Origin of the sequence: Pararobbsia alpina (assembly GCF_965118125.1) — a bacterium.
In the GTDB taxonomy this organism is placed as follows: Bacteria; Pseudomonadota; Gammaproteobacteria; order Burkholderiales; family Burkholderiaceae; genus Pararobbsia; species Pararobbsia alpina_A.
The window spans coordinates 139,765-166,157 of record NZ_OZ221288.1 but is presented as its reverse complement, the minus strand read 5'-3'; the positions used below and the strand labels follow the sequence as shown (position 1 = coordinate 166,157).

The following is a 26,393-nucleotide window of genomic DNA, read 5'->3' as shown; positions in this document are numbered from 1 at the left end:
ATCGACCACTATATTTGAGGCAAACAACAAGTCAAGTGAAATATAGTGATCACTATGTTATCCTGCGGTCGGAGAATAGCTATGGCACGACAACGGACGTTTGACATCGAGCATGCGATCGACATCGCCACCGAGATGTTTTGGCGCAAGGGTTATGAACGGACCTCGCTCGCCGACCTGACGAAGGCAATTGGCATCACCCCGCCGAGCTTTTACTTTGCGTTTGGTAGCAAGGAAGACCTCTTCCGCGCGGTACTCGCGCGGTATCGATCCAGTCGACTCGAATACGCCGAGGCCGCGACGAGCCTTGCCACGGCGCGTGATGTCGCTGAGCAAATGCTTTTGCGGTACGCGGAACTCTATACAGACCCGGCGAAGCCGCCCGGATGTCTTGCCGTGAACTGCTCGCTTCCGAGCGGCTGTAGCGATGCGTTGATGCAGGAAGAGTTCACGAAGCAGCGATGCGCGAGGCGCGCACGGATTCGCGAACGCTTCGAGCGTGCTCGTGCAGAGGGCGACCTCCCGAAGGATGCGGACGCGGATGAACTCGCGCGCTATCTGATGACGGTCGGATGGGGTATGGCAATCGATGCGCAGTCAGGCGCCACGCGCAGCGAGCTGACGGCGACTGCGAAGCGGGCGCTCGCAGCCTGGCCCGCGTGATGCCTCGGCCGCGGGTTTGCGATCGTTTGCCCGATCATTAGCCCGAAGGGCGCGACGCCTCCGCCTCGGGTCATCGATTCCTACGTTCAAAGTTCAAGGCTGACGTTTGCCGTGGCCGCCACCGGGTTTGCCTGCCGGCTTATGTGAATTCGCAGCCGGTTTTGCTGCCGGTTTGGTCGTCGGCTTTGCAGCGGACTGGGTGGCGGACTTGGTGGCTGACTTGTTGCCGGATTTACCCAGCGTTTTTTGCCCTATGAATGGGCGATCGCTGGACACATCCACGCTTTTCCTCTGTCCCGCAGGACGTGACGGCGCAGGCTTGCGTTTGCTTTCGCCAGTTTGCGGGCGGGCTGCATTGCCGAGCGCCTTTGGTGCACCCGCCACCGCTTGAGGCACTTTGGGCTTCTTCGGCTTTTTGGGTTTCTTGATGAGTTCGCCTGCGGAGCTGGTTTGCGGCACGCGGTGTTCGGCCTCAAAACCCGGCTCTTCTTCGCGGGGCAGCGTTTGCCCGATCAACGCTTCGATCGCAGCTAGCTGCGGCGCTTCATCGGCGCAGACGAGCGACACCGCCACACCGCTTGCCCCCGCTCGGCCAGTACGGCCAATACGGTGCACATAGTCCTGTGCCACGATCGGCAGATCCACGTTGATCACCAGCGGCAAGTCGTCAATATCCAGCCCGCGCGCAGCCACATCCGTCGCCACCAGCATATTCACTTCGCCCGTCTTGAAGCGCTCGAGCGCACGCAAGCGTGCTGGCTGCGGTTTGTCGCCATGAATCGTGTCGATCGCATAGCCCGCATCTTCAAGGATGCCCGCAAGATACTCCACGCCCTTGCGAGTTTTGACGAACACCAGCGCGTGCTCCCAACTGTTCTCGGCCACCAGGTGCATAAAGAGGTCGGGCTTGTTCTTTTTATCGACCGGCACGACCCACTGCTTGATCTTGCTGGCGGTGACATTAGGCGGGCTGACGCTGATATTGACCGGGCTACGCAAAATGCCCGCGGCCATGGTCCGGATATCGTCGGTAAATGTGGCAGAGAACAACAGCGTCTGGCGCTGAGCCGGCAAGGCAGCAAAGACCGCGTTGAGTTCGCGTGCAAAGCCCAGATCCAGCATGCGGTCGGCTTCATCGAGCACGAGCGTTTGCACCTGATCGAACTGCACGGCGTTCTGGCGATTCAGATCCAGCAAACGCCCCGGTGTCGCAACGAGCACGTCCACGCCCTTGCGCAGCTTCATCATCTGCGGGTTGATACTCACCCCGCCGTACGCGGCCAGGAATCGCAGATCGAGGCCTTTGCCGTATTCGATAAAGCTTTGCAGCACTTGCTCAGCCAGTTCGCGCGTGGGTACGAGCACGAGCACGCGCGCACGGTTGCTCGACACTGCAGGCCCGTGTTGCACCAGGCGTTGCAACAGCGGCAGCGCGAAGCCCGCCGTCTTGCCTGTGCCCGTTTGCGCTGCAGCCATCACGTCTTTCCCGCTGAGCACAACAGGAATCGCCTTGGCTTGCACCGGCGTCGGCGTCTCGTAGTTAAGGCCGTGCACATTGCGCACCAGGGGATCGATCAGGCCAAGCGAGGCAAAAGACATGGACGTGTTCCGGACTGAAACCGTGATTTTAGCGGTCTCAGGGTCATGATGGTCTTTCAGCACATTGAGCGCATCGGACCGAAGGCCCGTTGCCGGTCAGGCTTCGATTGACAAAGGCGGCAGAAAGGCCGTGCTCGAGCGGCCCGCAGCGCATGACCTCGCTTCTACCCCTCCTCCGCAGCACGATCCTCTTGCTCGTCGCCCTTACCCGAGGTTCCGTGTCTGAAGTCCTTGGAGTGCAAGCCGTGCTTCTTGAGCAGCATCTGCAAGTGCGATCGATTCATATCGACGCGGCGTGCGAGTTCTGCGACGGTGCCGCCGACCTCCTGCAATCCGCGTTGAAGAAACGCCTTTTCCGCTTCGTCGCTCGCCGCGCGCTTGGCTTCGCTAAGGGACGTCACCGATGTGATGTTCGATGTGGCTACCGCGCCGGACGGATTCGCGTTGAACGAGGCCGGGCGTAGATCCACAGGAAGATGCTCGATGTTTGCGACGTCGCCGGCCAGGCACGAGATGCGATACATCATGTTGCGCAACTCGCGAATATTGCCCGGGTACGCGTAGTGAATCAGAAAATCCCTCAAGCGCGGCGTCAGCTTGACCGGGCGACGCTTGAGCATTTCGGCGGCCTCGTCGCTGAAATACGAAATCAGTAGCGGAATCTCGTCGCGCCGCTCGCGGAGCGGCGGCAGGCTCACATGAATCACGCTGAGCCGGTAAAACAGATCCTCGCGAAAGCGGCCTTCTTCGCTGAGCTTGCGCAAGTTGCGATTGGTCGCCGCCACAATGCGCGTATCGACGCCGATCACTTCGTCCGAACCCACGCGCTGGATTTCGTGCGATTCCAGCACGCGAAGCAGCTTGACCTGCCCCGTCAGCGGCAGCTCACCAATTTCATCAAGGAAGATCGTCCCGGTATGCGCGCTTTCGAATTTGCCCTTTCGATCGCTGGCAGCCCCCGTAAATGCACCACGCTTATGGCCGAACAATTCGGACTCGAGCAGATTATCGGGAATCGCACCGCAGTTGACCGAGATGTAGGGCCGGTCGGCTCGGCCGCCGTTCGCGTGAATGACCTTGGCCATCAGCTCCTTCCCGGTGCCGCTCTCTCCGTCGATCAGAACCGGCAAATCAGTCGGCGCCGCCTTTTCGGAGATTTCGAGTGCCTCGAGCAGGGTCGGATTGTCGCCAAACGTGCCTTCGAAAATAAAGCTTCGGGCAAGCAGCGCCTTGCGTCGATCGCCCGACGCCAGCGGCTTGTCGGGCATGCGCTCGACATCACCCGTTGCGGCCTGGACGAAGCGCTCGGTGTGCGACAGCTGCATCACTTCGTCGCGCAAGGTGCTGGCCTGGCGCAGCAGCTTCTCGATGTCGGCGCGTTCGAGACGCGATGACCATCGCAGCGTCGAGCGCAGGATTTCAATCTTTTCGATAAGCCCGGCGTACGAAATCGCCGGACCGGGCTGGCCAATCTGGTCGAGTATCTTCATCCGGCACTCAGCTGTTTCTGCACAAGTTGGTAATACATGCCCTTCCTCTCAACGAGGTCGGCATGCCGCCCTTGCTCGACGATTGCCCCTTCATAAAGCACGAGAATCTTGTCGGCCGACATGACCGTGCTGAGCCGGTGCGCGATGATGACCGCCGTGCGCCCCTTGAGAATCTCCTGCATATTCGCAAGGATGTTGCTCTCCGACTGCGTATCGAGCGACGACGTCGCCTCGTCGAACACAAGCAAACGCGGCTCGTGATACAAGGCGCGCGCAATGCACAGGCGCTGGATCTGGCCGCCCGACAATCCGATGCCACGCTCGCCGACGATCTGTTCGTAGCCGAGCGGCAGCTTCGTGATGAACGCGTGGGCATCCGCCATCTTCGCGACCTCTTCGATTCGACGTCGATCGGGGGCCTCGTCGCCGCTCGCAATATTCTCGGAGATCGTGCCCGAGAACAGCAGATTGGTCTGCATCACATAGCCGATCTGCGCGCGATAGTACGCCTTGTCGATTGCATCGATGTCGTAGCCGTCGATGCTCATCTTGCCTTCCGTCGGCGTATAAAAGCCAACCAGCAGCTTGGCCAACGTCGTCTTGCCGGAGCCGCTCCGCCCCACGATCGCAACAACCTCGCCCGGCTTGATTTCGAAGCTGATGTTTTCGAGCACGTACGGCGCATCGTCGCTCGCATAGCGGAAATACACGTCACGCAGACTGATTTCGCCCTGCAGATCGGGCAGCACCACGCGCGACGGCAAATCTTCAGGCCGTTGTTCAGGTGCGATATCAAGCACATCGCCAAGCCGTTCCATCGCCACCGCCGCATCGTTGAGCAAGCTCCACAGCCCGACGAGCCCCATCAACGGCGACAGCACGCTGCCCATAAACGCATTGAAGGCAATCAATTGCCCGATCGTGAGTTCGTGGGCGAGCACCAGATTCGCCCCCATCCAGAGGATGCCGATCGTCGTGGCCGCGTTCAGCAGTTGGCTCCCGAACGCGACCGCAATATTGAAAGACTGGGCCCGATACTGTGCCTCGAGTGACTTTGCGTACTTCTTTTCCCACTTGAGTCGCACAGCGCGTTCGATGCCCATGCCCTTGACGGTTTCTACCCCGCCAAGCAGTTCCATCAGGAACGACTTGGCCTCCGTCCCGGCTGAAAACATTTCGCGCGCATAGGCCTTGATGCGTGGCGTCGCAACAGCGGTCAAGGTCATGATCGGAATCACAAACCCGATCAGCAGCAACGTCAGCTTGACGTTGTAGACAAACATGATCGAGAAATAAATGAACACCATCAGCAAATTGAGCGCCGTGGTGACCGTTGATTCCGTCAGAAAGGAACGAATCGTCTGGTTCTCCTGAAATCGAGCGAACACGTCGCCCGTCTTCCGTTTAACAAAGAACGACAACGGCAACGACATCGTGTGCTTGAAGAACTGCGACATCATCGCGAAGTCCATATTGCGCACCATGAAGTTCGCAAGATAGGAGCGCACGGTGACCATCAATTGCGAAAAGATGTTCGAAATGATCAGCCCGATGATCAGCAGATGGAGCAAGTTCACGTTCTGGTGAACGATCACGCCGTCGAGAATGTTTTGAATGATCAACGGCGGTATGACGCCCAGCACCTGGATCACAAAGGTGGCCAAAAACAGGTGCAACAGAATCTTTTTATAGGGCTTGAGGTAGCCAACGAACCGGATCCACGGCGAGCGCGCAACCGACTTCTGCACGAGTTCGCTCGTCGACGTAAAGAGCAGGCACGTGCCACTCCAGCCGCGCTCGAAATCCTCGACGCTCATCTTGCGGAAACCCACCGCCGGGTCCGCGACCCAGACCCACTCCTTCGAGAGCCCGTACACGACAACGTAGTGATAGCCCTCCCAATGCACGATAAAGGGCAACTCAAAGCCGCTCAGAGAAGCAAAAACGCATTGCACGCCACGCGTCGTAAAACCCAACGACTCGCCCGCACGCGCGAGGCTTTCCAGGGTTGCGCCTTGCGTGGTCACATTCGCCAACTCACGCAGCTTGCCAAGCGTCATCGAAATGCCGTAGTGCCGGCACAGCATGGCGAGGCACGCGGCACCGCAGTCCATCTCCTCGGCCTGCTCGACGAGCGGAAAACGCCGGATCACTTTCTCGCCGAGTTCGGGCTTCGAGTGCAGATCGAGAATCACCGGACGCTTTCTACGCTCCGCGAGTTTCTTCTGGCGCTGCAACTCGCGTTCGGTAAAGCGCACGCGTTCGTCGAGCACCTCACCCAGCTTCGGATTGCGCTCGAGGATGAAGTGCACGGTCTTCTCGGGAATCACGAGCAGGCGCGTATCCGTCACGGCAATCGCTGACGCCATCTGCTCCTGCCTGAGCAGGCAGGCCTTTTCGCCAAAGATTTCGCCCTGCCTGAGCGTAGCAAGCACGAAGTCCTGCCCGTCTTCCTTGCGCACGATCTGGACTTCGCCCTGACGTACGACATAAAGACGTCGGTCTTCACGGCTGTCCTGCGCAAGAATCGTCTTGCCGGCACTCACGCGCTTGACGCCGACGCTGCGCACATATTCCTCGAGCTCCGCCTTGTTCAGCTTGTTTCGCAAATCGAATAGCCGGGCCACAAAGCCGCCCGCGGAACTGATTGCGACATAGCTGGTGATAAACGCAAGCGCGGCCGGATTGGACGCAAGCAGCGGTTCGATCGCTGTGCGCGGGATAAACAGCAATTCGGTTTTGCCCGACGAGCGCACCGACGATTCGTGACGATAGGCGCGCAGCATCGCGACATCCGCAAAGATCTCACGCTCCTTGCGCACGCCCATGCTGATTTCCTTGCCGTGCTCCTCGGTAAAGATGCGCACCGAACCTGAACGGATCACCACGACGCCATCCGCCGCATCGCCGACATTGCAGACTGTTTCGCCAAACGCGAAATGCCTCGATTGCACTTGCGCCGCGAGCTGCTCCACTTCTTCTCGGGAAAACGACGAGAAGATTTCGACGGTTGAAAGGAACTCGCCGACAGAAGGCGTGTTCGATGGTGCGTCCATGCTGGTCTCTCTTTCCAATGCGGTCAGCGCACCGCGATCACGTGTTCCTGCGCGCGCGCCATGAGCCACTCTTCGCGTAGCAGCCGCCGGATTTCAGCGGCGACATCGTCGTCGAGCCTGGCCGGATGCTTGGCGGTCACGGCAAAGATCTCAAAGCACGATCGATCCGGCGACGCAAACGGTCCCAGTAAATCGTCGACTTCTGCGTTAAATACTTTGGCCTCGATGTCACTCTTGAGCGAGCCACGCAAGACCTTGCCGATGACCCCACCCGCATCGCGGGTGTCGGCAATCGAATGCTCGCGCGCCATCTCGGCAAAGCTGTCGGGATCGTCACGAAGCACCGAAATCATTTCCTTGGCCTTGCCCTCGTCATCAAGCACGATATGGCTGACCTCGATGGCGTCGAAGCGCGGCGAATTGAGCACGAAGTAATCACGTATTGCTGCATCGCTGCCGACGAGATCGAGCATGCGTTCCTGGTACAAACCATCGGTCACGAACTGCTCGAACTCATCGAGGCCTACACCCAGCGCATCGAGGTAGTGATTCATATCGGTTGCCCGATGCAGTCCACGAACACGCCTGAATTGATCGGCGCGCTCCTGAATGTCTTCGGCTTCGAGCTTCACACCCGCTTTGCGCGCGGCATGCGAAGCCAGTTTTTCGCGCACCATCTGCTCGATCAGGTTTTCGAATTGCCCGGTCAGCTTGAGCCAGCGCATAAAATCCTCGGCGCCAATAGCCTCATCGTCGATTCGCACGATCGGGGTCATCTCGTCTGCTCCTTGACATAGGCGCCGCTCGCGGCGCAGGTCGATCCGTTCCCCGACTCCATCGGTGCGCGCGGGTCGTGCCCGGGCGTCATTGATTTGACCACCATGCTTGCCCACCACCTGAGTCGTTGGGTGCGCGTCGCTTTACCTGACTCTCACCGCCTGGCTCCGGCAAACGAACCACTTCGTCGTTAGGCCCCTACCCGGCGAGTTCCCTGAACGGGTCAAGGCCAAGGTCGATCAGACGGCGTTCACGCACAACGACTTCGGCGCTCGCCGTCATTCCGTAGCGCAGCGGATAGCGCGTCCCCGCGACTTCAAAGTAATTGCGGCTCAGCGTCACCCGACCTTCGTAGACGGGTTGCTTGTCCTGAGCCGACGGCTTGGTAGCCGGCGAAATGTATTCGAGCTTGCCGTCGATCACGCCATAGCGCTGATACGGGAACGCATTGAACTTGAGCTTGACCGCTTGTCCTTCATGAAGGAACGCGCGATCGCGCTCTGCGATTTCGATCTTGACGACCGAGCGCGCGTCCTTGGGAGCAATTGCGCCGAGCGGCATATTGGCCTGCACCTTGTCCCCGCGCTGGGTCGACGTCACATCGGTAATCACGCCGGACACAGGCGCGACGATCAGCAGAAAATTGTCCTTGTCGATATTTTCGAACTTGATCCGTGCGGCGGCCTCTGCAACCAGACGTGCTGTCTGCAATTGCAGACGCAGCTTGTCTTCCGTGCTTTCGATCTCGCGCGTCGCCTCATCGAATTGAATGCGTAAGTTCGTACTTTCCTGATCGCTTGTTTCAAGCACCGCCTTGGCCTGCTCATATTCATGACTCAGCCGGAAATCCAGCTCGGCAAGATGCGATTGCGCGACGCGAAGGTTGTTTTCAGCTTCGACCAGCGCATTGCGCTTGGCCTGCACCTGCAGTTCCGACACGCCACCGCCGCCTGGCTGCTCGAACAAATGTGAGTATTTGTCGAGTTCCTGCTTCGCCGCGTCGCGCACGTGCGACGCGTTATCCAGCGCGCTGCGCGCTTCTTCGAGTTGCGCCTTTTGCCCTTCCGCGAGCTTCGTCGTGCCTTCCGACACGCGCTCTTCGTGCAGGTGTTCGGCAACGTCCATCTGCTCCTTGAGTGCCGCAGCCTTGCGCTCCATCAAGGCTTTCTTCTCAGGAAAGTCCTTCCATTCGCGCTCGGCATCATCGAGCTTGAGCCGTGCTTCAAGTGCGTTGGTGGCCGCCTCGATCGCGCCGCGTGCGTTGAGGCGAGCTACGACATCTCCCTGAGAAACGGGCTGACCCTCGGCGATATAGATATCGGCAAGCTCTCCGTCGATCGGCGCATAGACGCGCCGGACTTCGGCTTCAGGCGCATAGGTGCCCGTCGCACTGACAATGACGTCGGCGCGCCCTACAAAGGACCATGCAAGACCGGCCATAACGAGACCAACCAGTGCGATCACCAAGCCAAGCATCATCTTGCGCGGCTCGGCCATCAGGATGGCGATGCCTTCCTCGCTGTGATCCTCGAGTGCGATCGATAGCGGCCTAAGGCGACTGGTGGACTTCATCGTCACCTCCTCCGATCAGTGCGAGCTTGGCCTTGAGCAGTCCCGGGTCGAGCACCATGCGCAGTTCGTCGAGCGAGCGCCGCTGGAGTTCGACCTCCGCGTCGACCGCATCGGCCAGTTGCGTATAGTCAGTCGGAAATTCCGCGTTGAGCTCGGTGAAGATGCGCATGCCTTGCTGCGCGGAGGTTTGTGCGTCAGACAGCAAGTGGGCCTGGCTGCGGAACTTCTCCGAAATGCCCGATTCGAGGCGCTGCGTTCCGCCAATCGCACCGCCATCGCGATACTTGAGCCACTCGGCCTGCGAGCGCGTGATGAGGTCATGTGCATGCGCAAGCGCCTTGTCGCGTACATCGTCGACGTCACCCTGTACGGCTCTGACGAAGTAAGCGTCGTCTTTCGGATCGAGATTGCCGTAAAACGCGAGCAAGCGATCCTGATAGACGGACGTCGCGCGCGCAGCCTGCAACGCGGCAAATTCATTGACGACCACTTTCTTGTGCGCGATATCGGCCGCCACGACGTCGGCCCACGGGGCGGGCGCCGAAATCGCGGCCAGGCTGGCAAGCGCCTGCTTGCTATTGCCCGCGTGCCAGGCCGTTGCCGCAGCCGCATAGGCGTCGGTCATCTCGGGCGACGGCAGCACGGTCTGCTTCATGTGTGCGTATTGCGCTTCGAACGGCGGCGTCGAGAAGTGTACGGCCTTGACCTTGTCGATCAGTGCCCCGAGCTTCTTGCCGCGCAAATCGGCGTCGAGCGCGCTATAGGTGCGCAGATCCTCACGCACGACATCGAGCCCGCCGAGCCGCGGATATTTGTCTGCGTATTCGTCAAGCGCCGATTTGACCGCACCGGGGTTGTCGGCCGCGAGCGCCGATACGATGGTCGAATTCAGCCGGTCCATCGCCGGCAAATAGACCGAGTTGTCGCTTTGCAACTTGCGCAGATGACTCAGGACATCCGCATAGAGATCGTTAAATGCCGGCACGAAAGACGCAATGCGATCGAGCCCGCGCTGATGCGTGAGCGGATCGTTGTTCCAGCGTTTGACGAGATCGCTGATCGGCGCCTCATCGTGGTAAAGACGGATCGGCGCTTCGGTGCCGCCGCGGCCGACGACGAGTCGCTCAAGGTCGGTCACCCATTGCAGCTCGCCGGCGAGCGTCGTGGCATCGCGATTATGGGTGCCTTCGACATTCATGCGATGAATCCCCGTATTGGCTGCGTCGAAGTCGCCGCGCGTCACGGCCCTTAGCCAGTCCGGCATCGACGACTTGAAAATGGCCTCGGTGTTCAGTGCAATCGACGACGCATCGTCCGGGTGATTCGCAAGGTAACGATCCGTGAGCACCGCGGCATCGCCGTAGCGGCCCTCGCTCATCGCTTCGTGAATGCGGCGCTCGCTACTGCCCGTCAAATAAAGCGCGAGTGACACAGCCGCCACCAGCGCGAGCGCGCAAGCCGCATAAATCACGTGCTTGCGAGTCACCATGGGCTCATCGCCCGAAAACGCGTCCGCGAGTTCTGCGCACATCGTCATGACGCGACCGCGCTTGCGACGCATCGTGGTCTGCGATGCCGACGCGTCATCGGCCTGCGACCCGGCGGTCTCGCGATTGATTTCGTCGGCCTGCCGCGCGACCGGATCGACGCAGAAAATGTCGAGAAACGAATGGGCCGCGGCAACAAAGGTGGTCTTGTCAGCATCCGCATCGACTTCAGCAAGATCGTCATTCGCACCGGGCGTCGCGCGCAAGCGCGTCAGCGTCGCGTCAGCCTGCTCGCGCCGCAAATGCACGCGATACGCGAAATGGCTGCCGCCAAACGCAAGCAAGTCGCCGTCCTGCAACGCCTGAGCACTCTCCTCAAGCCGTTTGCCATTGACGAACGTCCCGTTCGTGCTGCCCAGATCCTCGACGTACGCCGTATCGTCGTTGAGAAAGATATGGGCATGCCGGCGGGAGATGTAATTGACCTGGTGCGGATAGGTCTTTCGATAGCGCGCAAACCGTTCGTCGGTCTTGCTGATCATGAACGGAAAACTCGACAAATCGAGCTCATGCAAGCCGAGGTCCGCCCGCTCGGGAACCAGCGCAAGCCCAACAGTGCGTACCGTTCGCGCTTTGGTCTGTGAGGGACGATGCGCTTCAAGCCGGATGCGGTAAACGAGTGCGCCGCCAAGCGAAAGCTCGTCGCCGTCACGCAGCCGCGCCGGACGCTCCTTGACCTCGACGCCATTGAGCAACGTGCCGTTCTTGCTGCCGAGGTCGGCAATCCACGCGTCGCCGTCTTCGATAAAGATCTTGGCGTGGCGGCGCGACAGCTGCGCAACGCTATCGGCGGGAAGCGTCACAAACGGCGGGTCTCCGCGTCCGATGGAGAACAGCGTATCGGTGATCCGGATCACGCCGAGCATGGCATCGGAAACCGGCGAGAGCACGACATCGCAGGCCTGACCCACGGTCGTCCGCTTCTCGGCAATCGGAGCTTCGGCAGGAGCCATGGCGGCCATCACGCACCACGCCTGTTCGCTGCGGCGATCGAGTCGGACGTGTGTCTGCTGTCATCGCAGCGAACAAACTTCGTTGTACTGAACCGCCAGCACGGCGGAGACATTGGGGATTGTAAGTCACGCATTGGCGTAGTCAATTTGGTGTTGGCGTGTTGTGTATTTCGCGTGATTCGACGCAACGCTTAGCGTGCGCTCAGCGAATTTGCGGCGCATTTTTCGGCGCGGCATTCGCCGGTGATTCCGTCGGCGCCGCGGCTAGCGCAGCGGGCCCCACGTCGACCGCTTGCCATCCTCCGCCGAGCGCCTGATAAAGCAAGACCGTGTCGGAAAGGCTCTGTGCATGGTTCGTCAGCAGTTGCTGTTCGGCGGCCAGCAGCGAACGCTCGGCCTCGAACACTTCGAGTTGCGACACCACGCCCTCCTTGAGTTGCGCCTCGACCTGGGCGGCGACGACACGCAACTGATCGACCTGCTGCTGGATTTCCGCGCGTTCCTTGCGATCTGCATCAATATTGACGAGCGCGTTTTCGACATCCTGGAACGCGGTCATGACCGTGCGTTGATAGTCGTGTTCCGCGACTTCGGTTTGCGCTTCGGTCGTTTTGACGTGTGCACGTACCGCCGGATCGAGCAAGGGAATGTCGATGCTGGGCATGAAACCATACGTAAAGGATTTCAGCAGGTCGCTCAGTGCAAAGCTCGATGTGCCGCCATGACCGGTCAGGCTGACTGTCGGCAATTGCGCGAGCTTCGCCGAATGCGTGAGCTTGTAAGCCTCGAGCACGCGAAACTCGGCAGCGACGATATCGGGCCGGCGAGCCAGCATTTGCGAAGGCAGGCCTGCCGGGACGGCCGGCAATTGCACGCGTTGTTGCAAGTGACCGGAGGGCAATTGAAATGTGCCGGCCGGCGCACCAATCAGCGTCGCAAGCGCATTGTTCGCAAGATCACGAGAACGCTTGAGATCGATCAGATTGGTCGTCAGGCGATTGACTTCCGCACGTTGCTGCAGCACCTGTGTCTTCGGCACCAGGCCGGTTTGGCTCATGCCGTCCAGAATCGATGCCATTTGACGGTTCTTATCGAGCGTCACCTGCTGCTGGGAAATTTGGTCGTCGAACTGCAGGACCTGAAAATAGGTGGTCGATACGTTCGACACAAGCATCAGATAGCCCGCGCGCCAATCGGCCTCGGTCGCATGAAACTCGGCCTGTTGCGCCTCGACACCCTTCTGCACGGCGCCCCAGATGTCGATATCCCAGTTGACCTGACCTGCCGCGTTGTATTGCTTCGTAAAAGTCTGACCCGTGACCTTCTGATAGTTGACGCCCGCACCGAGGTCCGCGGTCGGCAATTCGCCTGCGTGGGCCTCGGCGATTTCGGCGTTCGCAACACGAATGCGCGACGCCAGCGACTTGATATCGAAGTTGCCGGTGATTGCGCGTTCGATCAGGCCATTGAGCTCGGGGTCGCCGAACGCCTTCCACCAGTCCGGGGAAATCGTGTCGGCCGCCGATACCGTGATTGCATTCGAGGAAGACCAGTTGGTTTTTTCGGGCGTTTCGGGCCGCTTGTAGGCTTGCATGCTGACGTCGACGCATCCCGAGAGCAGCGCCACGGTCAGTGCGGCGCAGGCGATCGCAGCGGCACGTGGAAGTTGAACACGCAGCGCAGCGCGCGCCGCCGGGCAAGCCGCCACAGCATCTTCTGCGTTGACTCGATCACTGCCCGTGCCACGGATCATCCATTCCACGATAGCCTCCCGATGGGTGCTGACCGAACAGCGTACGGAGCGTTGGATCCGGAATCCCGGAAGAGGCCGACCGCTTGTTGCCCTGGAGACTTCGCTCTCGCTAAGTCCCGTCTCTGCCCTGTCTGTTCGCGTCAGACTCATGCATGGGGCATGCCAGTCGCGTGTGAAGCGTGGATATCTTTGCGACGCCGATCGTATGTCGTTGCCCTCCTTCCCGCCTGCACACACGGGCGGCACTTCAAGCGAAACGAAGCGCGCTTCGCCGCATCACGCACGACCTCGACCGTGTCTGTGCAAGCCAAGGCTGTCGGGTGATTCACAACACTGCCGCACAGATGTGTTGCCAGAGTGGCGACACTTCACGCAAGGCTGTACCGGGCGAACGCACCTGAATGAATCGCGGCGGAGTCTGTGACGTATGCGTAGCACGCAAAGTATGCGCAGCGAATGACGGCACACGCTGCCGACGCGTTTTTCGCCACACGCCTACTTCACATAGATCGTGATCTTTTTCGAATAGACCGGCGGATTGTGCGGTATGTGATTCGCGTCGCCCAACAGCAGCTGAAGCGTGTGCTTGCCGGGCGCAAGCTGAACCGTCGTTTCCGTCTCACCCGCACCGAAATGAAGATGGTTGCGATCCGATGGGATCTCCTGATCCATCGGCGGCAAGTCGGTATCGATCAGCAAGTGGTGATGGCCCGTGTTGGGAAACACAATCCCCTTAGGCGCGACGCCCATATTGCGCAGGCCAAACCAGACGCGAAACGGCTTGTTGGATTCGACGGTCTGGTTATTGTTCGGGTAGCCGACATAGCAAAAGGCGCCTTCCGGCGAAGGCGTCGGGCCCGCGACGGCCTGACGATAGGCCGCGCTAAACGTGGCCGCTACGGCCGCAAGCGCATAACGTTTATTCATCGTTCGACCTCTCCCTTGACGCGTCGCGCGCCCTGCGTCACCGCACGACGATCGTGATCTTCTTCGAGTACACCGGCGGGTCGTGAGGCCGGTGGTTGTAGTCGCCGAGCAGCAGTTGCAGTGTGTGTTTGCCGGGCGGCAATTCCAGATGCGCATCCGTCTCGCCCGCACCGTAGTGGAGATGATTGCGATCCGACGGAATTTCCTGATCGAGCGGCGGCAGATCCGCGTCGACGATCAAGTGATGGTGGCCCGTGTTCGGACGATTGAATCCCTTCGGACAAACGCCCATATTGCGCAGCCCCATGCGGACCCAGAGCTTGCCACCGGTGATGACGGTGCCATCCGAAGGCCAGATGATGTAGCACATCGCATTGGGCGGAGACGGCGTAGCGCCCGTCGCATGCGTTGCCGACGCAGGCGACGCAGTCGCGGTCGACGGAGGCGTCGCTGACGCCGCGCTCGATGCCGCGCCCTGCGCGCTCACACGCGTCGTCACGCCGATGGACGTCATCGCTAGCGCGCCAAGCATTTTTCTTCTTCGCATACCCGGCATCCTCCAGAAGAATCGGGCACGACAAGCTGCGCGTATTTCATACGAATGAGGCCGCGTTCAGCGGCTACGACGTCATGTAGCTTAGGACGTGACCTGCTAAAAAGATACCCGGCATTCGCTCACCAACCCATGCGCAAGCTGCTATGGTTGTGAGTGTTCGCCGTGACGAATTCCTCAGCTATCCGAAGGATATGACTCGGGGACCGAAGGTTTGCGCACAAAGGAATCGATCGGCACTTGACCCGCATACAGTTGGCGCACCGGAAACGTGCCAGGCAGGGATACCGATTCGAACAAGACAAACAGGGCTCGACTATGTGGCGACATCTTCTGCTGATACTCATGATCGGCATCGGCGTGCTGCAGGGCGCCGCGGGCCCTGGCGCATACGCGGGCGTGATGCCGAAGGACAGCTCCGAGCAGTACGAGATCACGTTCTGGGACTCGATCAAGGACAGTTCGTACGCAAGCGACTACGAGGCCTATCTGAAGGCCTATCCGAACGGACGCTTCGCGACGCTCGCGCGCGCCCGAATCGACCGGCTCCGCACCGCTGCGTCGGCCCCCTCGGGCGGTGCAGCGCCTGCGCCGTCGAACGCATCGGCGGGCAACGCGTCGCACGCAACGCAGCAAGCCGCGCCCTCCACCTCTGCACCGTCATCGGGCAACAGCACGGCGACGCATGCGCCGGCGGCGGCGACACCTGCGGCAACCGGGGCTCAGGCCGGCGCACAGGGGGGCGCTCAAGGAGGCAATGCCCACCCCACGGCCCCGGCCCCTTCCGCCACGAATGCAAGCCCGGGAACGGGCGCACACACCCCGACGCCTGCGCCGGCGCCCTCACCCGCCCCTGCGCCGGTCGCTGAACATACCGGCGCGAATGAGGGCCGCGATTGCACGGGCTGCCCGATCGTCGTCACGCTGCAGGCCGGTGCATTCACGATGGGGAACAACACGGGCGACCCGTCGGAGCGTCCCGCGCATCACGTCGCGATCGGTCAGTCATTCGCGATCGGCAAATTTCCCGTGACTGTCGAGCAATGGAACGCCTGTGCCGATGCGGGCGGATGCCCGAAGCTTTCGCCCGACACGAATTCGAACAAGGGCAACCCCGCCCGCGACCTGAGCTGGGACGACGCGCAGCAATACCTGAAGTGGCTCAGCAAGGTCAGCGGCAAACCGTATCGATTGCCGACCGAAGCCGAATGGGAATATGCGGATCGGGGTGGCACGACAACGCGCTACTGGTGGGGCGAGCAGATGAAAAAAGGCATGGCCAACTGCAAGGACTGTGGCGACCCGTGGCGCGCCGATGGCCCATCGGATGCAAATGCGTTTCCACCGAACCCGTTCGGCCTCTATGACATGAACGGCGGCGTGTGGGAATGGGTCGCCGACTGCTGGCAGAACACCTACAAGGGCGCGCCGCCCAATGGCAGCGCATGGGACGACCCGGCGTGCGTGGCGCGCGTGATCCGTGGCGGGTCATGGCGCGAGGGCGGCGACTATATGACTGCCACCACGCGCTTCAAGTACAGTCCGAGCGTGCGCCAATCGCAAAACGGCTTCCGCGTGGCGCGAGACGTCAAATAGTCTTGCGATTGAATGCCGAGTCTTAGGCGGCAGATCTTTAGCGCCGAGTGATTTGCACGAAGCCGGTGGCTCTGAGCTTGGGGCCATTGAGCCGCCGCTCAATCGATGTTGCTAACGCGTTGCCCCCAAAGCTTCAACGCCGCGCAGCGCGCGTCGTGATCTGCGCCATATCGACGTCGACCTTGTCCGCGCCGTACTTGTCGGATATCTGCTTAAGCCGCGGTTGTAACGCGGCGAGGTACTCGGCACGCGATTCGCTGGGCGGGCGCAAGACATCGAATACCGGCACCGGGGTCGTCGTGAGCACGATCAGTTCGGAGCCGAACGGCTTCGAAATCACCCACCCGCCTTCACTGCCCACGGTCGCCGAATAGTTCGGCGGAGCCTGGTTGTCTTTTTCCCGCAGGCTCGGCACCAGGTGCACGACGCTGCCATCGAGTTCGAAGTAGTCGACGCTGACGTAGGTCTCATAGGCGGGCGTCGTCACGTCGACGATCAATGAATCGCCGTCGCTCAGATGACCGTTGTGCTGCCTCGGCTTGACGGCGGCAGGATGCCCGCCCTGCCAGTTGGTCATCATGAACGGCGACAGGGCTTTGACGACCTCGCATTTGTCGTCCGCGATGGTCTCGACGTCGACGTCACGCGTGCTGGCGCCATTGACCCCGCGCAGCATCTCCGAGATCTTCGACGCGTTGTAGCCCGGTGGCGCAAAGCCGCGGACCTGTACCGTGTGGTCGTGTACGTTTGCGCTCAGCGCCGAGCAAGGAACCTGCGACAGCACCGGCATCACCGTCGCCAGCGACAAAGGCGCCGGCGGCGCGGTGGGCGCAGCGGGTGCACCAGGGCCTGCAAGCGACGCCGCCGATACCACGGTCGACGGCAGCGGCGGCACGACCGGTACGACGGCCGATGCCGACGCGAGCGGCGGTGTAGCCGACACGGCAGCAGAGACCGCGGCTGGTGCCTGAGCAGCCGTGCGTGCGGTCGCCGACGCCAACGATACCGTTGGCGGAGTCGGGCTGCGCGTCAATGCGGCCTCCGATGCGGGAGAACTCGCGGGCGCCGCGGCAAGCGACGCATTCGGCAGCGATCTGCTCGACAACGCTGAACTCGCTTCGCTTCCCTTTGACGGCGTCAACGTCGGCGCCGCCGTCGCATCCGACTTCGCCACGACAGGCGGTTGATCCAGATGACCGGTCGACGCGCTGCGATACCAATACGCGCCGATGCCCAGCACAGCGAGTACGCCAAACCCGATCGCCGACTTCGCCCACATGCCGACCTGAGGGCGCTCGCGTTGCTGCGCCCCCATTTCCGACACGAAGCGCGCGACCGTCGGTGTACGCAGTTCCCGATCGAACGACAAGGCGCACTTGAGCGCACGCCATTGACGCATGCCGAGTGCATCGGGCCGGCGCAACTTGAAGTGCGCATTGCGCGCCTGAGTCGCGGAGAGCCGGTCGAACGGATGCACGCCCGTCAGCATTTCGTACGTGATGCAGCCCAGTGCATAGATATCGTCACGCGGATCCGGCTCGAGATGCTCGAGCATTTCCGGACTCGCGTACGCAGGGGTCAGCGCGCCGAGGCTGCCCGGGTCGAACACTGTCGCATCGGTCTCCTGCTCGGGTCGCTGAAACACGCGCGCTATGCCGAAGTCGATGACTTTGACCTCGCCGGCGTCGGTCAGAAACACATTGGCTGGCTTGAAATCGCAATGCACGAAGCCGCGCTCATGCGCATAGGCAAGCGCATGGCCCATGCCGCGCACGATCGGCAAGGCATCGGCAATGGGCATGCCTTTAAAGTTCGGTGCACGCAGCACGCGGCTCAGGGGCTTGCCTTGCAGATACTCCATCGTCAGAAAGACGACCGGTCCGTCGCGATCGAAATCGTAGACAGTGACGATATTGCGGTGTGCGAGCGTCTGCGCCTTGCGCGCCTCGCGCTGCAGGGCGATCAGCGATTTCGGATTGCCCCGGAACTGCAGATTCAGCACCTTGATCGCGACATACGGGCGCCGGTCGGACGCCTCGAGCTTACGCAGATCGAGCGCCTTATAGACCGTGCCCATCCCGCCCACGCCGAGGCATTCCTCGAGCACAAAGCGGTTATTGAGCGTGTCGCCGATGCCTTTTGTCTGATCCATCTCGGCGAGCGTGCGCGCATGATCTTCGGCGCTTGCACGCAGGGACGGCAGCGAGGGCAGAGACGGCGCATCGTGCTGCCCCGGCGGAATGAGCATCTCCGTATCCGCAGCGAGCACGCGTGTTTCCTCGACGCCTCCCGGAGCATTCGAAGCAGACAGCAACTCGATCCGGCGACGCAACTCGGCGTAAAGATCCGGAGGCAGCGGCATGCGGCTCTGCTCATCCCTGAGCGTTTCGAGAAGCCGCGCCGAACTGACCCCGTCCGCGGATAACGTGCTGTCAATCTGTTCGAAAAACTCGTCGTGCGTCAGGCTACCGCTATGGAAGTTGTGAATTACGAACGCGAGGCTAGCCATCTAAGCAACTCGATGCGGCTCAAGATCGGTCGGGAATACGCCCATTCGCCTGTGGTAACCAATTAAGTGCTCTGTTGGATACTAGGCTGCACCTGCTCCTTTCGCAAATGGGACATATTCGCAAAACGCGACGGAACACCGAATCATTCCCTTCGATATCCGAATTAATGCCATCGACCCTATACCGCGCAAATGTACAAAAAAAGAGACGGTGGCAACTTCGCCACCGCCGCGAAAGAAAAGCGGAGCACCCCCATTCCAGCGAGTCGACGATCTCGCGTTGACGGATAGCGCGCCGAAAACCGCTTTCCAGACCCGATGCCGTTCGCCGCAGCGATCGGCGCGCTCGTAAGCGCACCGACGCGCAGTCATGCAAGGCCCGGCATCGGGCCGAATCGAGTTCAGTGTTGCTGAATCGCTGCTGCCAGCGTGCCAAGCGCGTTCGTGACGCTGGACATGTTGACGTCGACATTCGTGTCGCCGATTTGCGTCACGACGGGCGCAAATACGCCAACGTTCGTGACCGGGCTCAGAAAGCCGCCGCCACCGGCAACGGTCTGGATCTGGCTGCCGACGCCGGCGATGTTGAAGCCGCCGCGCACTTCGGACAGTTCCTTGTCCGACAGGTCCTTGCTCATTTCGAGGTCTTGAATCGCGATATTCGAGGTCATGATCGTCTTCCGTGTGTGTGGATCAGCGTTCGCCTGCGCGGTCGTCGGTGTTGCCTGGTCCATGCAACAAGCCGGTGTGCCGGGTTGTGTGTTTTGCCGCGTGCGCCGCTAAAAAGTCTGGATATTCGGTGTTGCGTGTGGAGAGAGCAGCACACCGTCTTGCAGGATGGTGCGCAAGGTGGGCTGCTCTCAAAGCGCCTTACTTGCCTTGAAGTTGTTCGGCCGACAGCTGGCCCAACACATTCGTGATGCTGGCGAGGTTGACGGTCGTCGTCGTGTCGCCGCCTTGCAGAACCGTCGGCGAATACGAGCCGATGTTCGTCGTGCCGCTCAGGAAGCCGCCACCGCCGACGACGGTTTGCACTTGGCTGCCGACCGATGCGACGTTCATGCCGCCGCGCACGGCTGCGAGTTCCTTGCCCGACAGGTCCTTGCTGATTTCGAGGTCTTTGATCGAGAGAGTTGCGTTCATGATGATCTCCTAGAGGTTGGGTTGGTGAGCACTTCTTTGCGCTCGCATCTCTTTATGCGAGAGGTGTGCCATGTCGTGCCACTGCGCTCAAAGAAATTTGCATTGCCTTGAAAACAAAGGGGAAAGACGGCATCAGCGCGCGGCAACGCCCAACATCCACGATCAGGATCACGAATGATGTGTTCGATCGACGGAGACACTTCGGCCAAAGGTGTCTGTTCAGCAAAAACACTGCGGATTTTCAGGCCCCGCTGAATCGGCGAACCTCGATCGGGATGGGTACTTACACCGATGCGTACACCGATGCCCCCCGGACAACCGTTGCGATGCAGCACCAAGTAACACCTGGCGCGCGTATTTGGATGTAGAGTCGAAGCGCACGTGATCCCCCGCCCCAAGATCCACGCGCGACGATTGATCAGATGAACATCGGAGCCCTCAATACATATGGCAATCCTGACTATCAAGGATCTTCCCCAGAACATCGAACTCGACCGCGCAGCGATGACTGCGATCGTCGGGGGATCGAGAGCGGGAAGCAGCTCGACTTTCGTGTCGATGACCCCGACGTCGATGCCGCGTCCCTCGCGTGTCTTCGACTATCCGCCCGGTTTTCCGAACGCCCACCCCACTGATCCGGTCAGCGCAGAAGATCAGACCCATTCCGCCGCGACTGACGTGCGGACAAAAAAATAGCGCACTCGTTATTCGCCTCCGCCCCGACGCTCGTTCTCATCGAGTGATCGCTTCGATTCGCCTCGTTCTTCCTTGATACCGGCCGATCCGCGCCTGCGGATCGCCAAGCCGGTATCATGCTCCGGCATTCCCGTTAGGCTTGGTCCCCGTTGCGCCGATCTGTATCGGCAACGGGCACTCAACACGTCACGACGAACCTTTCCATGCCCTTGCTCGAACCGAATCGCCGCTATGTCGACCCCGCGATCCAGTCCCTCGATCCGCGTTTCCACTCGCTGAGGCTGGCCAACGCATCGGTCGAACATCTTTTCGATGGTTGCCGCTGGTCCGAAGGCCCGGTCTGGTTCGGGGACGGTCGCTACCTGCTCTGGAGCGACATCCCGAACAACCGCGTGATGCGCTGGGACGAAGCGAGCGGACAAGTCAGCGTCTGGCAGCAACCGTCGAACTTCGCGAACGGGCATACGCGCGACCGGCAGGGCCGTCTCGTCAGCTGCGAGCACCTGACACGCCGCGTGACACGCGTTGAATATGACGGCAGCGTGACCGTGCTCGCCGACAGCTATAACGGGCACCGCCTCAATTCGCCCAACGATGTCATCGTCAAATCGGACGGGTCGATCTGGTTCAGCGACCCGACCTTCGGGATCGACGGCTTCTATGAAGGCGAGCAAGCGAAGCCTGAACTCGCGCCGGCCGTGTACCGCGTCGATCCGCATTCCGGTGAAGTCACGATGGTCGACGACGGCATGCTGGGCCCGAACGGCCTTGCGTTTTCACCCGATGAGCGCGTGCTCTATATCGTCGAGTCGCGTTCGAACCCACGGGAGATTCGCGCGTTCGACGTCAGTGAAGACGGCAAGCGCCTGAGCAATCCGCGCAAGTTGATCGATGCACAAGGCGGCACGCCCGACGGCTTCCGCGTCGATATCCACGGCAATCTGTGGTGTGGCTGGGGCATGGGCACCGCCGAACTCGACGGCGTGCGCGTGTTCACGCCGCATGGCGAAGCGATCGGCCATATCGCGCTGCCAGAGCGATGCGCGAATCTGTGCTTTGGCGGCCGGCACCGCAACCGCCTCTTTATGGCGGCAAGCCACGGGCTCTATTCGCTGTATGTGAATACGCAGGGCGTGGCGGGCGGCTAAGTTTGAGCTGGGCTTTTGGCATTGGCTTTGGCCGAGTTTGAGTCCATCACGAGCCGAATACGCACGCATCGAAAGCGAATCGAAACCTCTTACGGAATCGGTCTTGAGAGGTGCGAATCTCGCCGCGACTCGCACAAGACTATCGATCGATGCAACTGATCGCAGGATGCGCTGTCGAATCGGCCACATCTTCCGATTCAGCGAGTCAAAGTGACGCCGCATCCGCATAACTTACTCAATCCGTAACAAAAAGTACTCGGACAGACTGCCGAGAAAGACAAGGCACGGTAGTCGAAAAAATTTATAATTGCCGCGCCGATCTGCGAGCGCGCCGCGAGGCAAATGAAAGCTTCAATGCGCGCACGCAGGATTTCGCAGCCAGTGTCATGCGATCGGCCGAAGTCATTCTGGCTGCCAATGAATTCGCCTATGCAGATCAAAACCGGGTTGTCGTCGTTTTCGTTTCTGACGTTGTCGTGTAGTGCGCTAGTGCTGCTCTCGGCATGTTCGTCGACACCCAAGCCGCTTTATCAGAGCGAGCAGTTCGATTCGAAGGCCAGTCCCTTCGCGCGGAATTTCAATGTGGGCGCCGCTTCGGCGTGCCAGGCGGCTCGTCGCGCCTTGTTGAGCCAGGGGTATATGACGACATCGACGCGTTTCGATCTCGTCGACGGCTCAAAGAATTTTCAACCCGACGGCGATTCGCACGTGACGATCGAGTTTCATGTCGTCTGTACGTCCGATGACCCTGAAAGCCCGAATAGCACGGCATTTGTGAGTGCCGTGCAGGATCGCTACACGCTCAAGAAGACGAGCACGTCGGCCAGCGTTGGCCTTAGCGTGCTGGGCTCGGTGTCGCTGCCCATCGGTTCGAGCGACGATTCGATGGTCAAGATCGCGAGCGAGACGATTCCTGCCGGCGTGTTCTACGACCGGTTCTTCAACCTGGTCAAGTACTACATCGACACGGCGCCCGAGAAGCCCGCACCGGCCAAGCCAGTGGCACCGCCACCGCCGATGCCGGAACCCGTCAAGCCGCCGCACGCCGAGCAGCACACGGAATCGGGTGCCGCAGCCGTTGCCGCGCCGGCGATTGCCGCAAGCGGCGCGAGCGCGGCCGGGACGACGATCCTGGCCACTCCCGCCACGGCGCCCACGCCGGCTGTTTCGACAGCGGTGCCCGCGCCAGTCAATCCGGCAACGGCGTCGACGTCCGTGTCTGCGCCGGCAGGGTCGACGTCCGCACCCGCCACGGTAACTGCTCCGACCGCTTCGACTGCTGCGGCCGCGCCGGCTAGTGCGGCGATCAACGCGCCGGCCGTAGCGACGCCGGCTATCACGCCCGCCGCGTCACCCGTGGCCCCCACTACCGCGCCTGTGAACGAAACCCCAACGGTCGCCCCCGCGGTCATCACACCGGCAGCACCTGCAGCAGTGCCCGCAGTCGCTGCGCCGGCCCCCGCGTCGTCCGCAACGCCGGCTCCGTCGTCGGCGGCTGCACCCGAAGTGGCCTCGTCGAGTTCATCGAACACGTTGGACTCTTCGAAGCCGGTGGAAACGGCGCATGCAGAAGCTGCCAGTTCGACGGCATCGGCCGCATCGTCGGCTGTCACCACGACGGCCGCAGCCGACGCATCGCCGTCGCCCGCTGCGGCAGCAAGCACCGACGCCCCTGCCAGCCCCGCGTCAAAGTAAGCGCAAAAGTAAGTCCGCGACGCCGCAAGTCGAAGCGATGTCCTGTCCGCACGCCTCTATTAAAATCGCAGGCAAAAAAAAGGGGGCCGTCTCTGAACGGCCCCGAAAGCACACTCGCAGCACAGGGGAAGCTGCAGGACCGATAGTGCTGCGCGATTCTTAAGTCAATCTTAGGACTTGCCCCGAATAATCGGGGCACGATGCAGCGGGCCTTACGGAGCAATACCGCTGAAATGTTTCAGTACGCGACAGCAGTGTGTCGCGCGTGTGCAGTTACATATCGCGCGATCCAGCGATAGCGATGTCATTCAAACGCGTGCTCGAATTGTGGTGACTGTCGCGTCCGCCTTAACAGGCTCTGATGCCGTTGATACGCTGACGCATCCGCCATCACCGTTGGTTGCGATCACCGTTGGTTGCGATCACCGTTGGTTGCGATCACCGTTGGTTGACGTCTTCGTTAGCTGCCGTCTCCGTGGGCGGGGCCCAAGCGTTTCAGGTCGACGCCCTGCAGACCGCGGCAAGTTTGTTGCCATCGGGATCACGCACATACGCCACGTAAAACGTCGGTCCGTAGTAGGGCCGCACACCTGGCTCTCCCTCGGACGTCCCGCCGTTGTCGAGCCCGGCCCGATAAAACGCATCGACGACCGCGCGCGAACTCGCATCGAATGCGACCATCACGCCATTGCCCGGTATCGCGGGCTGGTTATCAAATGGTTTGACGACCCAAAGCGCAAGCTCGATCACCTCGCCGTCTTCGTATGTCCCCCACCCCGCCCATTCGAAGACGTCGGTCACGCCGCCTTCAGGGCAACGACGGTGACCCAACGCAGTCATCACCGGGTCGTAAAAGCGAATCGAGCGCTCGATGTCGTTGGTCCCTACAGTCACGTAACTGAACATGCATTTCCCTGTGTGAACGCGTGGGGGTTTATGTATCCGGCGCAAGTACGGATCGCAATGAGGAGTGGCAGCGCTTCTGAGCGACCGTCATCGAGACGTTGCCGAGACCAGGCTGAGCCTTAAATTACCGCGGGTTACGTATCGCGCAGCCTAGCGCAAACACGCATGTTGCGGGAGCATCGCGGCGCGTCGAACTGGTTTATAGTCGCGCTGCCGTTCAACGCCTGCCCACCCTGCTTTGCCGACTTATACCCTTCGCGATCGCGTATCCGTCGAACTCGATATCCGCAAAAGCCGCTTTATCGGCCTCGTCATTCCCGTTGACGACCGCCAGGCGGCAATGGTCGAACTCGACGCATTGCGCGCCCAGCACCCGACAGCCACGCATGTCTGTTGGGCGCTGCTTGCGGGCGGCGAATCAGGCATGTCCGATGATGGTGAACCGTCGGGCACAGCTGGCCGGCCCATCCTCGAAGTGCTTCGTCATCATGATGTCGACGGCGTACTCGGTGCCGTTGTTCGCTACTACGGCGGCATCAAACTCGGCGCGGGCGGTCTGGTCCGCGCCTACACCGACGCGGTTGCGAGCGCGATGCAGGTCGCCGAACGCATCGAACGCATTCCTCTGACCGGATTGTTCGTCGAAATCGACTACGCCGATGAAACGCGGATGCGCCACTGGATCGAACAGCAAGCCTACACGCTGATTGATGCGACGTACGGCATGAACGTTCGCCTCCATATTCGCCTGCCAGTCGCGTCCGCACAGGATGCACACGACACGATGCGCGATATGACCAGCGGCCGCGCGCTCGTCGAAAGGGATTAGAAAGCAATTTACGTCGCGATAGTCTTTCGCGACCATTGTCAAGATTTCGATAGCATTTTCGCGCGAGCGCCGACGCGAGCGCCCTTCGCATGACGAGACGACGATCAGTCGGCCGAACGCATTGATCGCAATCAGTATTTTACGAATCGGCCGGAATCTGCGACAATGCGTCGCCGGTTCGATTCGTCGAACCGGTTTTGTTTGGTCGGCCAGCATGGTGTCGATCAGTCGTTTGGCCCAACCGGGTCGCGACGGATCGACAGGATTTTGGCGATCGGGCCGGTGCGAACTGTCGCAAATGGCCCAAACAATTAAGCTTTACCGCGCTCCGGCTTCCATAAAACGACAGCCGTACGCATGACGCGTGTATACTGCGCGTTCTCGTCTCCGTGGTGCTGGATTGGCGGAAGACTCGTACGGATTGCATTTGGCAATCTGTTGCACACCCTGACATCAACCGAAGGATTGCATGACAACCATTCACATCAAGGAAAATGAGCCGTTTGACGTAGCACTGCGCCGTTTCCGCCGTACCATCGAACGCAATGGCCTGATCACCGAACTGCGCGCACGTACCTCGTACGAAAAGCCGACGACCGAACGCAAGCGCAAGAAGGCTGCTGCTGTTGCTCGTCTGCGTAAGCGCCTGCGCCGCGATCAGCTGCCGAAGAAGATGTACTAAGCGTTACGATGCATACGGCCCGGCACTCGCCGGTCCGATGCTTTGTGTTCGCATCGTGTGTGTCGCAGGCGTGATGCAGTGCTTGTGAAGTCGCCCCCGGCTTCCCGCCCTGCCTAGGCTGCCTGGCCTTAACCTGCGATTCCTCTTCTTTTCTGGTCATCTACACTCGCTGTTTGCTCCGGTGAATTGAACCGGCGTCTTCGGCTGGATGTGTTCGCCCGTTTCGACCATATCAACTTCATGACCCATTTGGGCCGATGAGGATTTTTTGCGTCTGTCGTCGTTGAGCGGACCCCGTT

General features: G+C 60.7%; 19 protein-coding genes and 1 pseudogene. 7 read left to right on the top strand and 13 right to left on the bottom strand.

The genetic code is table 11. The features are described 5' to 3' along the window. The first annotated feature begins 81 nt into the window (after positions 1–81). Positions 82–663, top strand: coding sequence for a TetR/AcrR family transcriptional regulator (locus ACMFWR_RS19225; protein ID WP_413196289.1), 582 nt, complete (start codon positions 82–84; stop codon positions 661–663). A gap of 93 nt (positions 664–756) precedes the next feature. On the opposite strand, the gene ACMFWR_RS19220 is transcribed toward ACMFWR_RS19225, so the two are convergent. The 9 genes from ACMFWR_RS19220 to ACMFWR_RS19180 all read right to left on the bottom strand — a co-directional run bounded on the left by ACMFWR_RS19220 (position 757) and on the right by ACMFWR_RS19180 (position 14,884). Next, positions 757–2,262: a DEAD/DEAH box helicase gene (locus ACMFWR_RS19220; RefSeq protein ID WP_413196288.1), complete on the bottom strand. Its 1,506-nt coding sequence runs from the start codon at positions 2,260–2,262 to the stop codon at positions 757–759. A gap of 164 nt (positions 2,263–2,426) precedes the next feature. Then, the gene (locus ACMFWR_RS19215; RefSeq protein WP_413196287.1) at positions 2,427–3,752 is read right to left on the bottom strand and encodes a sigma-54 interaction domain-containing protein; all 1,326 of its coding nucleotides are present in this window, start codon (positions 3,750–3,752) and stop codon (positions 2,427–2,429) included. Next, a complete protein-coding gene (locus ACMFWR_RS19210) occupies positions 3,749–6,808 on the bottom strand; it encodes a peptidase domain-containing ABC transporter (RefSeq protein WP_413196286.1) in 3,060 nt (1,019 codons plus the stop codon). The genes ACMFWR_RS19215 and ACMFWR_RS19210 overlap by 4 nt, the downstream gene beginning before the upstream one ends. Before the next feature lie 23 nt (positions 6,809–6,831). After that, complete coding sequence (locus ACMFWR_RS19205) at positions 6,832–7,584, bottom strand: peptidylprolyl isomerase (protein WP_413196285.1); 753 nt, start codon at positions 7,582–7,584, stop codon at positions 6,832–6,834. 199 nt (positions 7,585–7,783) lie between these two features. Next, positions 7,784–9,157, bottom strand: coding sequence for an HlyD family efflux transporter periplasmic adaptor subunit (locus tag ACMFWR_RS19200; RefSeq protein WP_413196284.1), 1,374 nt, complete (start codon positions 9,155–9,157; stop codon positions 7,784–7,786). Then, positions 9,135–11,657, bottom strand: coding sequence for an FHA domain-containing protein (locus ACMFWR_RS19195; RefSeq protein ID WP_413196283.1), 2,523 nt, complete (start codon positions 11,655–11,657; stop codon positions 9,135–9,137). Before ACMFWR_RS19195 ends, ACMFWR_RS19200 begins: the two co-directional genes overlap by 23 nt. A 202-nt stretch (positions 11,658–11,859) precedes the next feature. Continuing rightward, a complete protein-coding gene (locus tag ACMFWR_RS19190; protein WP_413197285.1) occupies positions 11,860–13,410 on the bottom strand; it encodes an efflux transporter outer membrane subunit in 1,551 nt (516 codons plus the stop codon). Between the two features lie 495 nt (positions 13,411–13,905). After that, on the bottom strand, positions 13,906–14,337 hold the full coding sequence (locus ACMFWR_RS19185) for a DUF4399 domain-containing protein (protein WP_413196282.1): 432 nt from the start codon (positions 14,335–14,337) through the stop codon (positions 13,906–13,908). 37 nt (positions 14,338–14,374) lie between these two features. Continuing rightward, on the bottom strand, positions 14,375–14,884 hold the full coding sequence (locus tag ACMFWR_RS19180) for a DUF4399 domain-containing protein (RefSeq protein ID WP_413196281.1): 510 nt from the start codon (positions 14,882–14,884) through the stop codon (positions 14,375–14,377). Positions 14,885–15,286: 402 nt separating this feature from the next. Between ACMFWR_RS19180 and ACMFWR_RS19175 the strand changes: the two are divergent. Next, a pseudogene (locus ACMFWR_RS19175) lies at positions 15,287–16,486 on the top strand (formylglycine-generating enzyme family protein); the annotation flags it as partial. Between the two features lie 133 nt (positions 16,487–16,619). Here the strand turns inward: ACMFWR_RS19175 and ACMFWR_RS19170 are convergent. The 3 genes from ACMFWR_RS19170 to ACMFWR_RS19160 form a co-directional block, all read right to left on the bottom strand. Then, positions 16,620–18,995 (bottom strand): protein kinase domain-containing protein, encoded by a 2,376-nt coding sequence (locus tag ACMFWR_RS19170; RefSeq protein ID WP_413196280.1) that lies wholly within the window; start codon positions 18,993–18,995, stop codon positions 16,620–16,622. Positions 18,996–19,396: 401 nt separating this feature from the next. Further along, positions 19,397–19,666 (bottom strand): hypothetical protein, encoded by a 270-nt coding sequence (locus ACMFWR_RS19165; protein ID WP_413196279.1) that lies wholly within the window; start codon positions 19,664–19,666, stop codon positions 19,397–19,399. Positions 19,667–19,865: 199 nt separating this feature from the next. Next, the gene (locus ACMFWR_RS19160; RefSeq protein ID WP_413196278.1) at positions 19,866–20,138 is read right to left on the bottom strand and encodes a hypothetical protein; all 273 of its coding nucleotides are present in this window, start codon (positions 20,136–20,138) and stop codon (positions 19,866–19,868) included. 447 nt (positions 20,139–20,585) lie between these two features. On the opposite strand from ACMFWR_RS19160, the gene ACMFWR_RS19155 reads away from it, so the two are divergent. From ACMFWR_RS19155 to ACMFWR_RS19145, 3 genes are all read left to right on the top strand, one after another. Then, positions 20,586–20,834: a hypothetical protein gene (locus ACMFWR_RS19155; protein ID WP_413196277.1), complete on the top strand. Its 249-nt coding sequence runs from the start codon at positions 20,586–20,588 to the stop codon at positions 20,832–20,834. Between the two features lie 203 nt (positions 20,835–21,037). After that, the gene (locus ACMFWR_RS19150) at positions 21,038–21,982 is read left to right on the top strand and encodes an SMP-30/gluconolactonase/LRE family protein (RefSeq protein WP_413196276.1); all 945 of its coding nucleotides are present in this window, start codon (positions 21,038–21,040) and stop codon (positions 21,980–21,982) included. Positions 21,983–22,411: 429 nt separating this feature from the next. Beyond that, positions 22,412–23,677, top strand: a complete 1,266-nt coding sequence (locus ACMFWR_RS19145; RefSeq protein ID WP_413196275.1) for a DUF2242 domain-containing protein — start codon at positions 22,412–22,414, stop codon at positions 23,675–23,677. 495 nt (positions 23,678–24,172) lie between these two features. Here ACMFWR_RS19145 and ACMFWR_RS19140 read toward each other — a convergent pair whose 3' ends face one another. Further along, the gene (locus ACMFWR_RS19140; RefSeq protein WP_413196274.1) at positions 24,173–24,583 is read right to left on the bottom strand and encodes a VOC family protein; all 411 of its coding nucleotides are present in this window, start codon (positions 24,581–24,583) and stop codon (positions 24,173–24,175) included. Between the two features lie 238 nt (positions 24,584–24,821). Here ACMFWR_RS19140 and ACMFWR_RS19135 point away from each other — a divergent pair, with 238 nt between their 5' ends. Continuing rightward, positions 24,822–25,412 carry an IMPACT family protein gene (locus ACMFWR_RS19135; RefSeq protein ID WP_413196273.1) on the top strand — a complete coding sequence of 197 codons (591 nt, stop codon included), beginning with the start codon at positions 24,822–24,824 and terminating at the stop codon, positions 25,410–25,412. Positions 25,413–25,881: 469 nt separating this feature from the next. Further along, positions 25,882–26,094 (top strand): 30S ribosomal protein S21, encoded by a 213-nt coding sequence (gene rpsU, locus ACMFWR_RS19130; RefSeq protein ID WP_413196272.1) that lies wholly within the window; start codon positions 25,882–25,884, stop codon positions 26,092–26,094. Positions 26,095–26,393 lie beyond the last annotated feature (299 nt).

Bases quoted from the DNA above. Each gene is read 5' to 3' on its own strand.
- ACMFWR_RS19215 (WP_413196287.1), bottom strand. From the start codon at position 3,752: ATGAAGATACTCGACCAGATTGGCCAGCCCGGTCCGGCGATTTCGTAC.
- ACMFWR_RS19170 (WP_413196280.1), bottom strand. From the start codon at position 18,995: ATGGCTAGCCTCGCGTTCGTAATTCACAACTTCCATAGCGGTAGCCTG.
- ACMFWR_RS19155 (WP_413196277.1), top strand. From the start codon at position 20,586: ATGGCAATCCTGACTATCAAGGATCTTCCCCAGAACATCGAACTCGAC.
- ACMFWR_RS19205 (WP_413196285.1), bottom strand. From the start codon at position 7,584: ATGACCCCGATCGTGCGAATCGACGATGAGGCTATTGGCGCCGAGGAT.
- ACMFWR_RS19195 (WP_413196283.1), bottom strand. From the start codon at position 11,657: ATGGCTCCTGCCGAAGCTCCGATTGCCGAGAAGCGGACGACCGTGGGT.
- ACMFWR_RS19150 (WP_413196276.1), top strand. From the start codon at position 21,038: ATGCCCTTGCTCGAACCGAATCGCCGCTATGTCGACCCCGCGATCCAG.
- ACMFWR_RS19200 (WP_413196284.1), bottom strand. From the start codon at position 9,157: ATGAAGTCCACCAGTCGCCTTAGGCCGCTATCGATCGCACTCGAGGAT.
- ACMFWR_RS19140 (WP_413196274.1), bottom strand. From the start codon at position 24,583: ATGTTCAGTTACGTGACTGTAGGGACCAACGACATCGAGCGCTCGATT.
- ACMFWR_RS19165 (WP_413196279.1), bottom strand. From the start codon at position 19,666: ATGACCTCGAATATCGCGATTCAAGACCTCGAAATGAGCAAGGACCTG.
- rpsU (WP_413196272.1), top strand. From the start codon at position 25,882: ATGACAACCATTCACATCAAGGAAAATGAGCCGTTTGACGTAGCACTG.
- ACMFWR_RS19180 (WP_413196281.1), bottom strand. From the start codon at position 14,884: ATGCGAAGAAGAAAAATGCTTGGCGCGCTAGCGATGACGTCCATCGGC.
- ACMFWR_RS19145 (WP_413196275.1), top strand. From the start codon at position 22,412: ATGCAGATCAAAACCGGGTTGTCGTCGTTTTCGTTTCTGACGTTGTCG.
- ACMFWR_RS19225 (WP_413196289.1), top strand. From the start codon at position 82: ATGGCACGACAACGGACGTTTGACATCGAGCATGCGATCGACATCGCC.
- ACMFWR_RS19185 (WP_413196282.1), bottom strand. From the start codon at position 14,337: ATGAATAAACGTTATGCGCTTGCGGCCGTAGCGGCCACGTTTAGCGCG.
- ACMFWR_RS19160 (WP_413196278.1), bottom strand. From the start codon at position 20,138: ATGAACGCAACTCTCTCGATCAAAGACCTCGAAATCAGCAAGGACCTG.
- ACMFWR_RS19190 (WP_413197285.1), bottom strand. From the start codon at position 13,410: ATGATCCGTGGCACGGGCAGTGATCGAGTCAACGCAGAAGATGCTGTG.
- ACMFWR_RS19220 (WP_413196288.1), bottom strand. From the start codon at position 2,262: ATGTCTTTTGCCTCGCTTGGCCTGATCGATCCCCTGGTGCGCAATGTG.
- ACMFWR_RS19210 (WP_413196286.1), bottom strand. From the start codon at position 6,808: ATGGACGCACCATCGAACACGCCTTCTGTCGGCGAGTTCCTTTCAACC.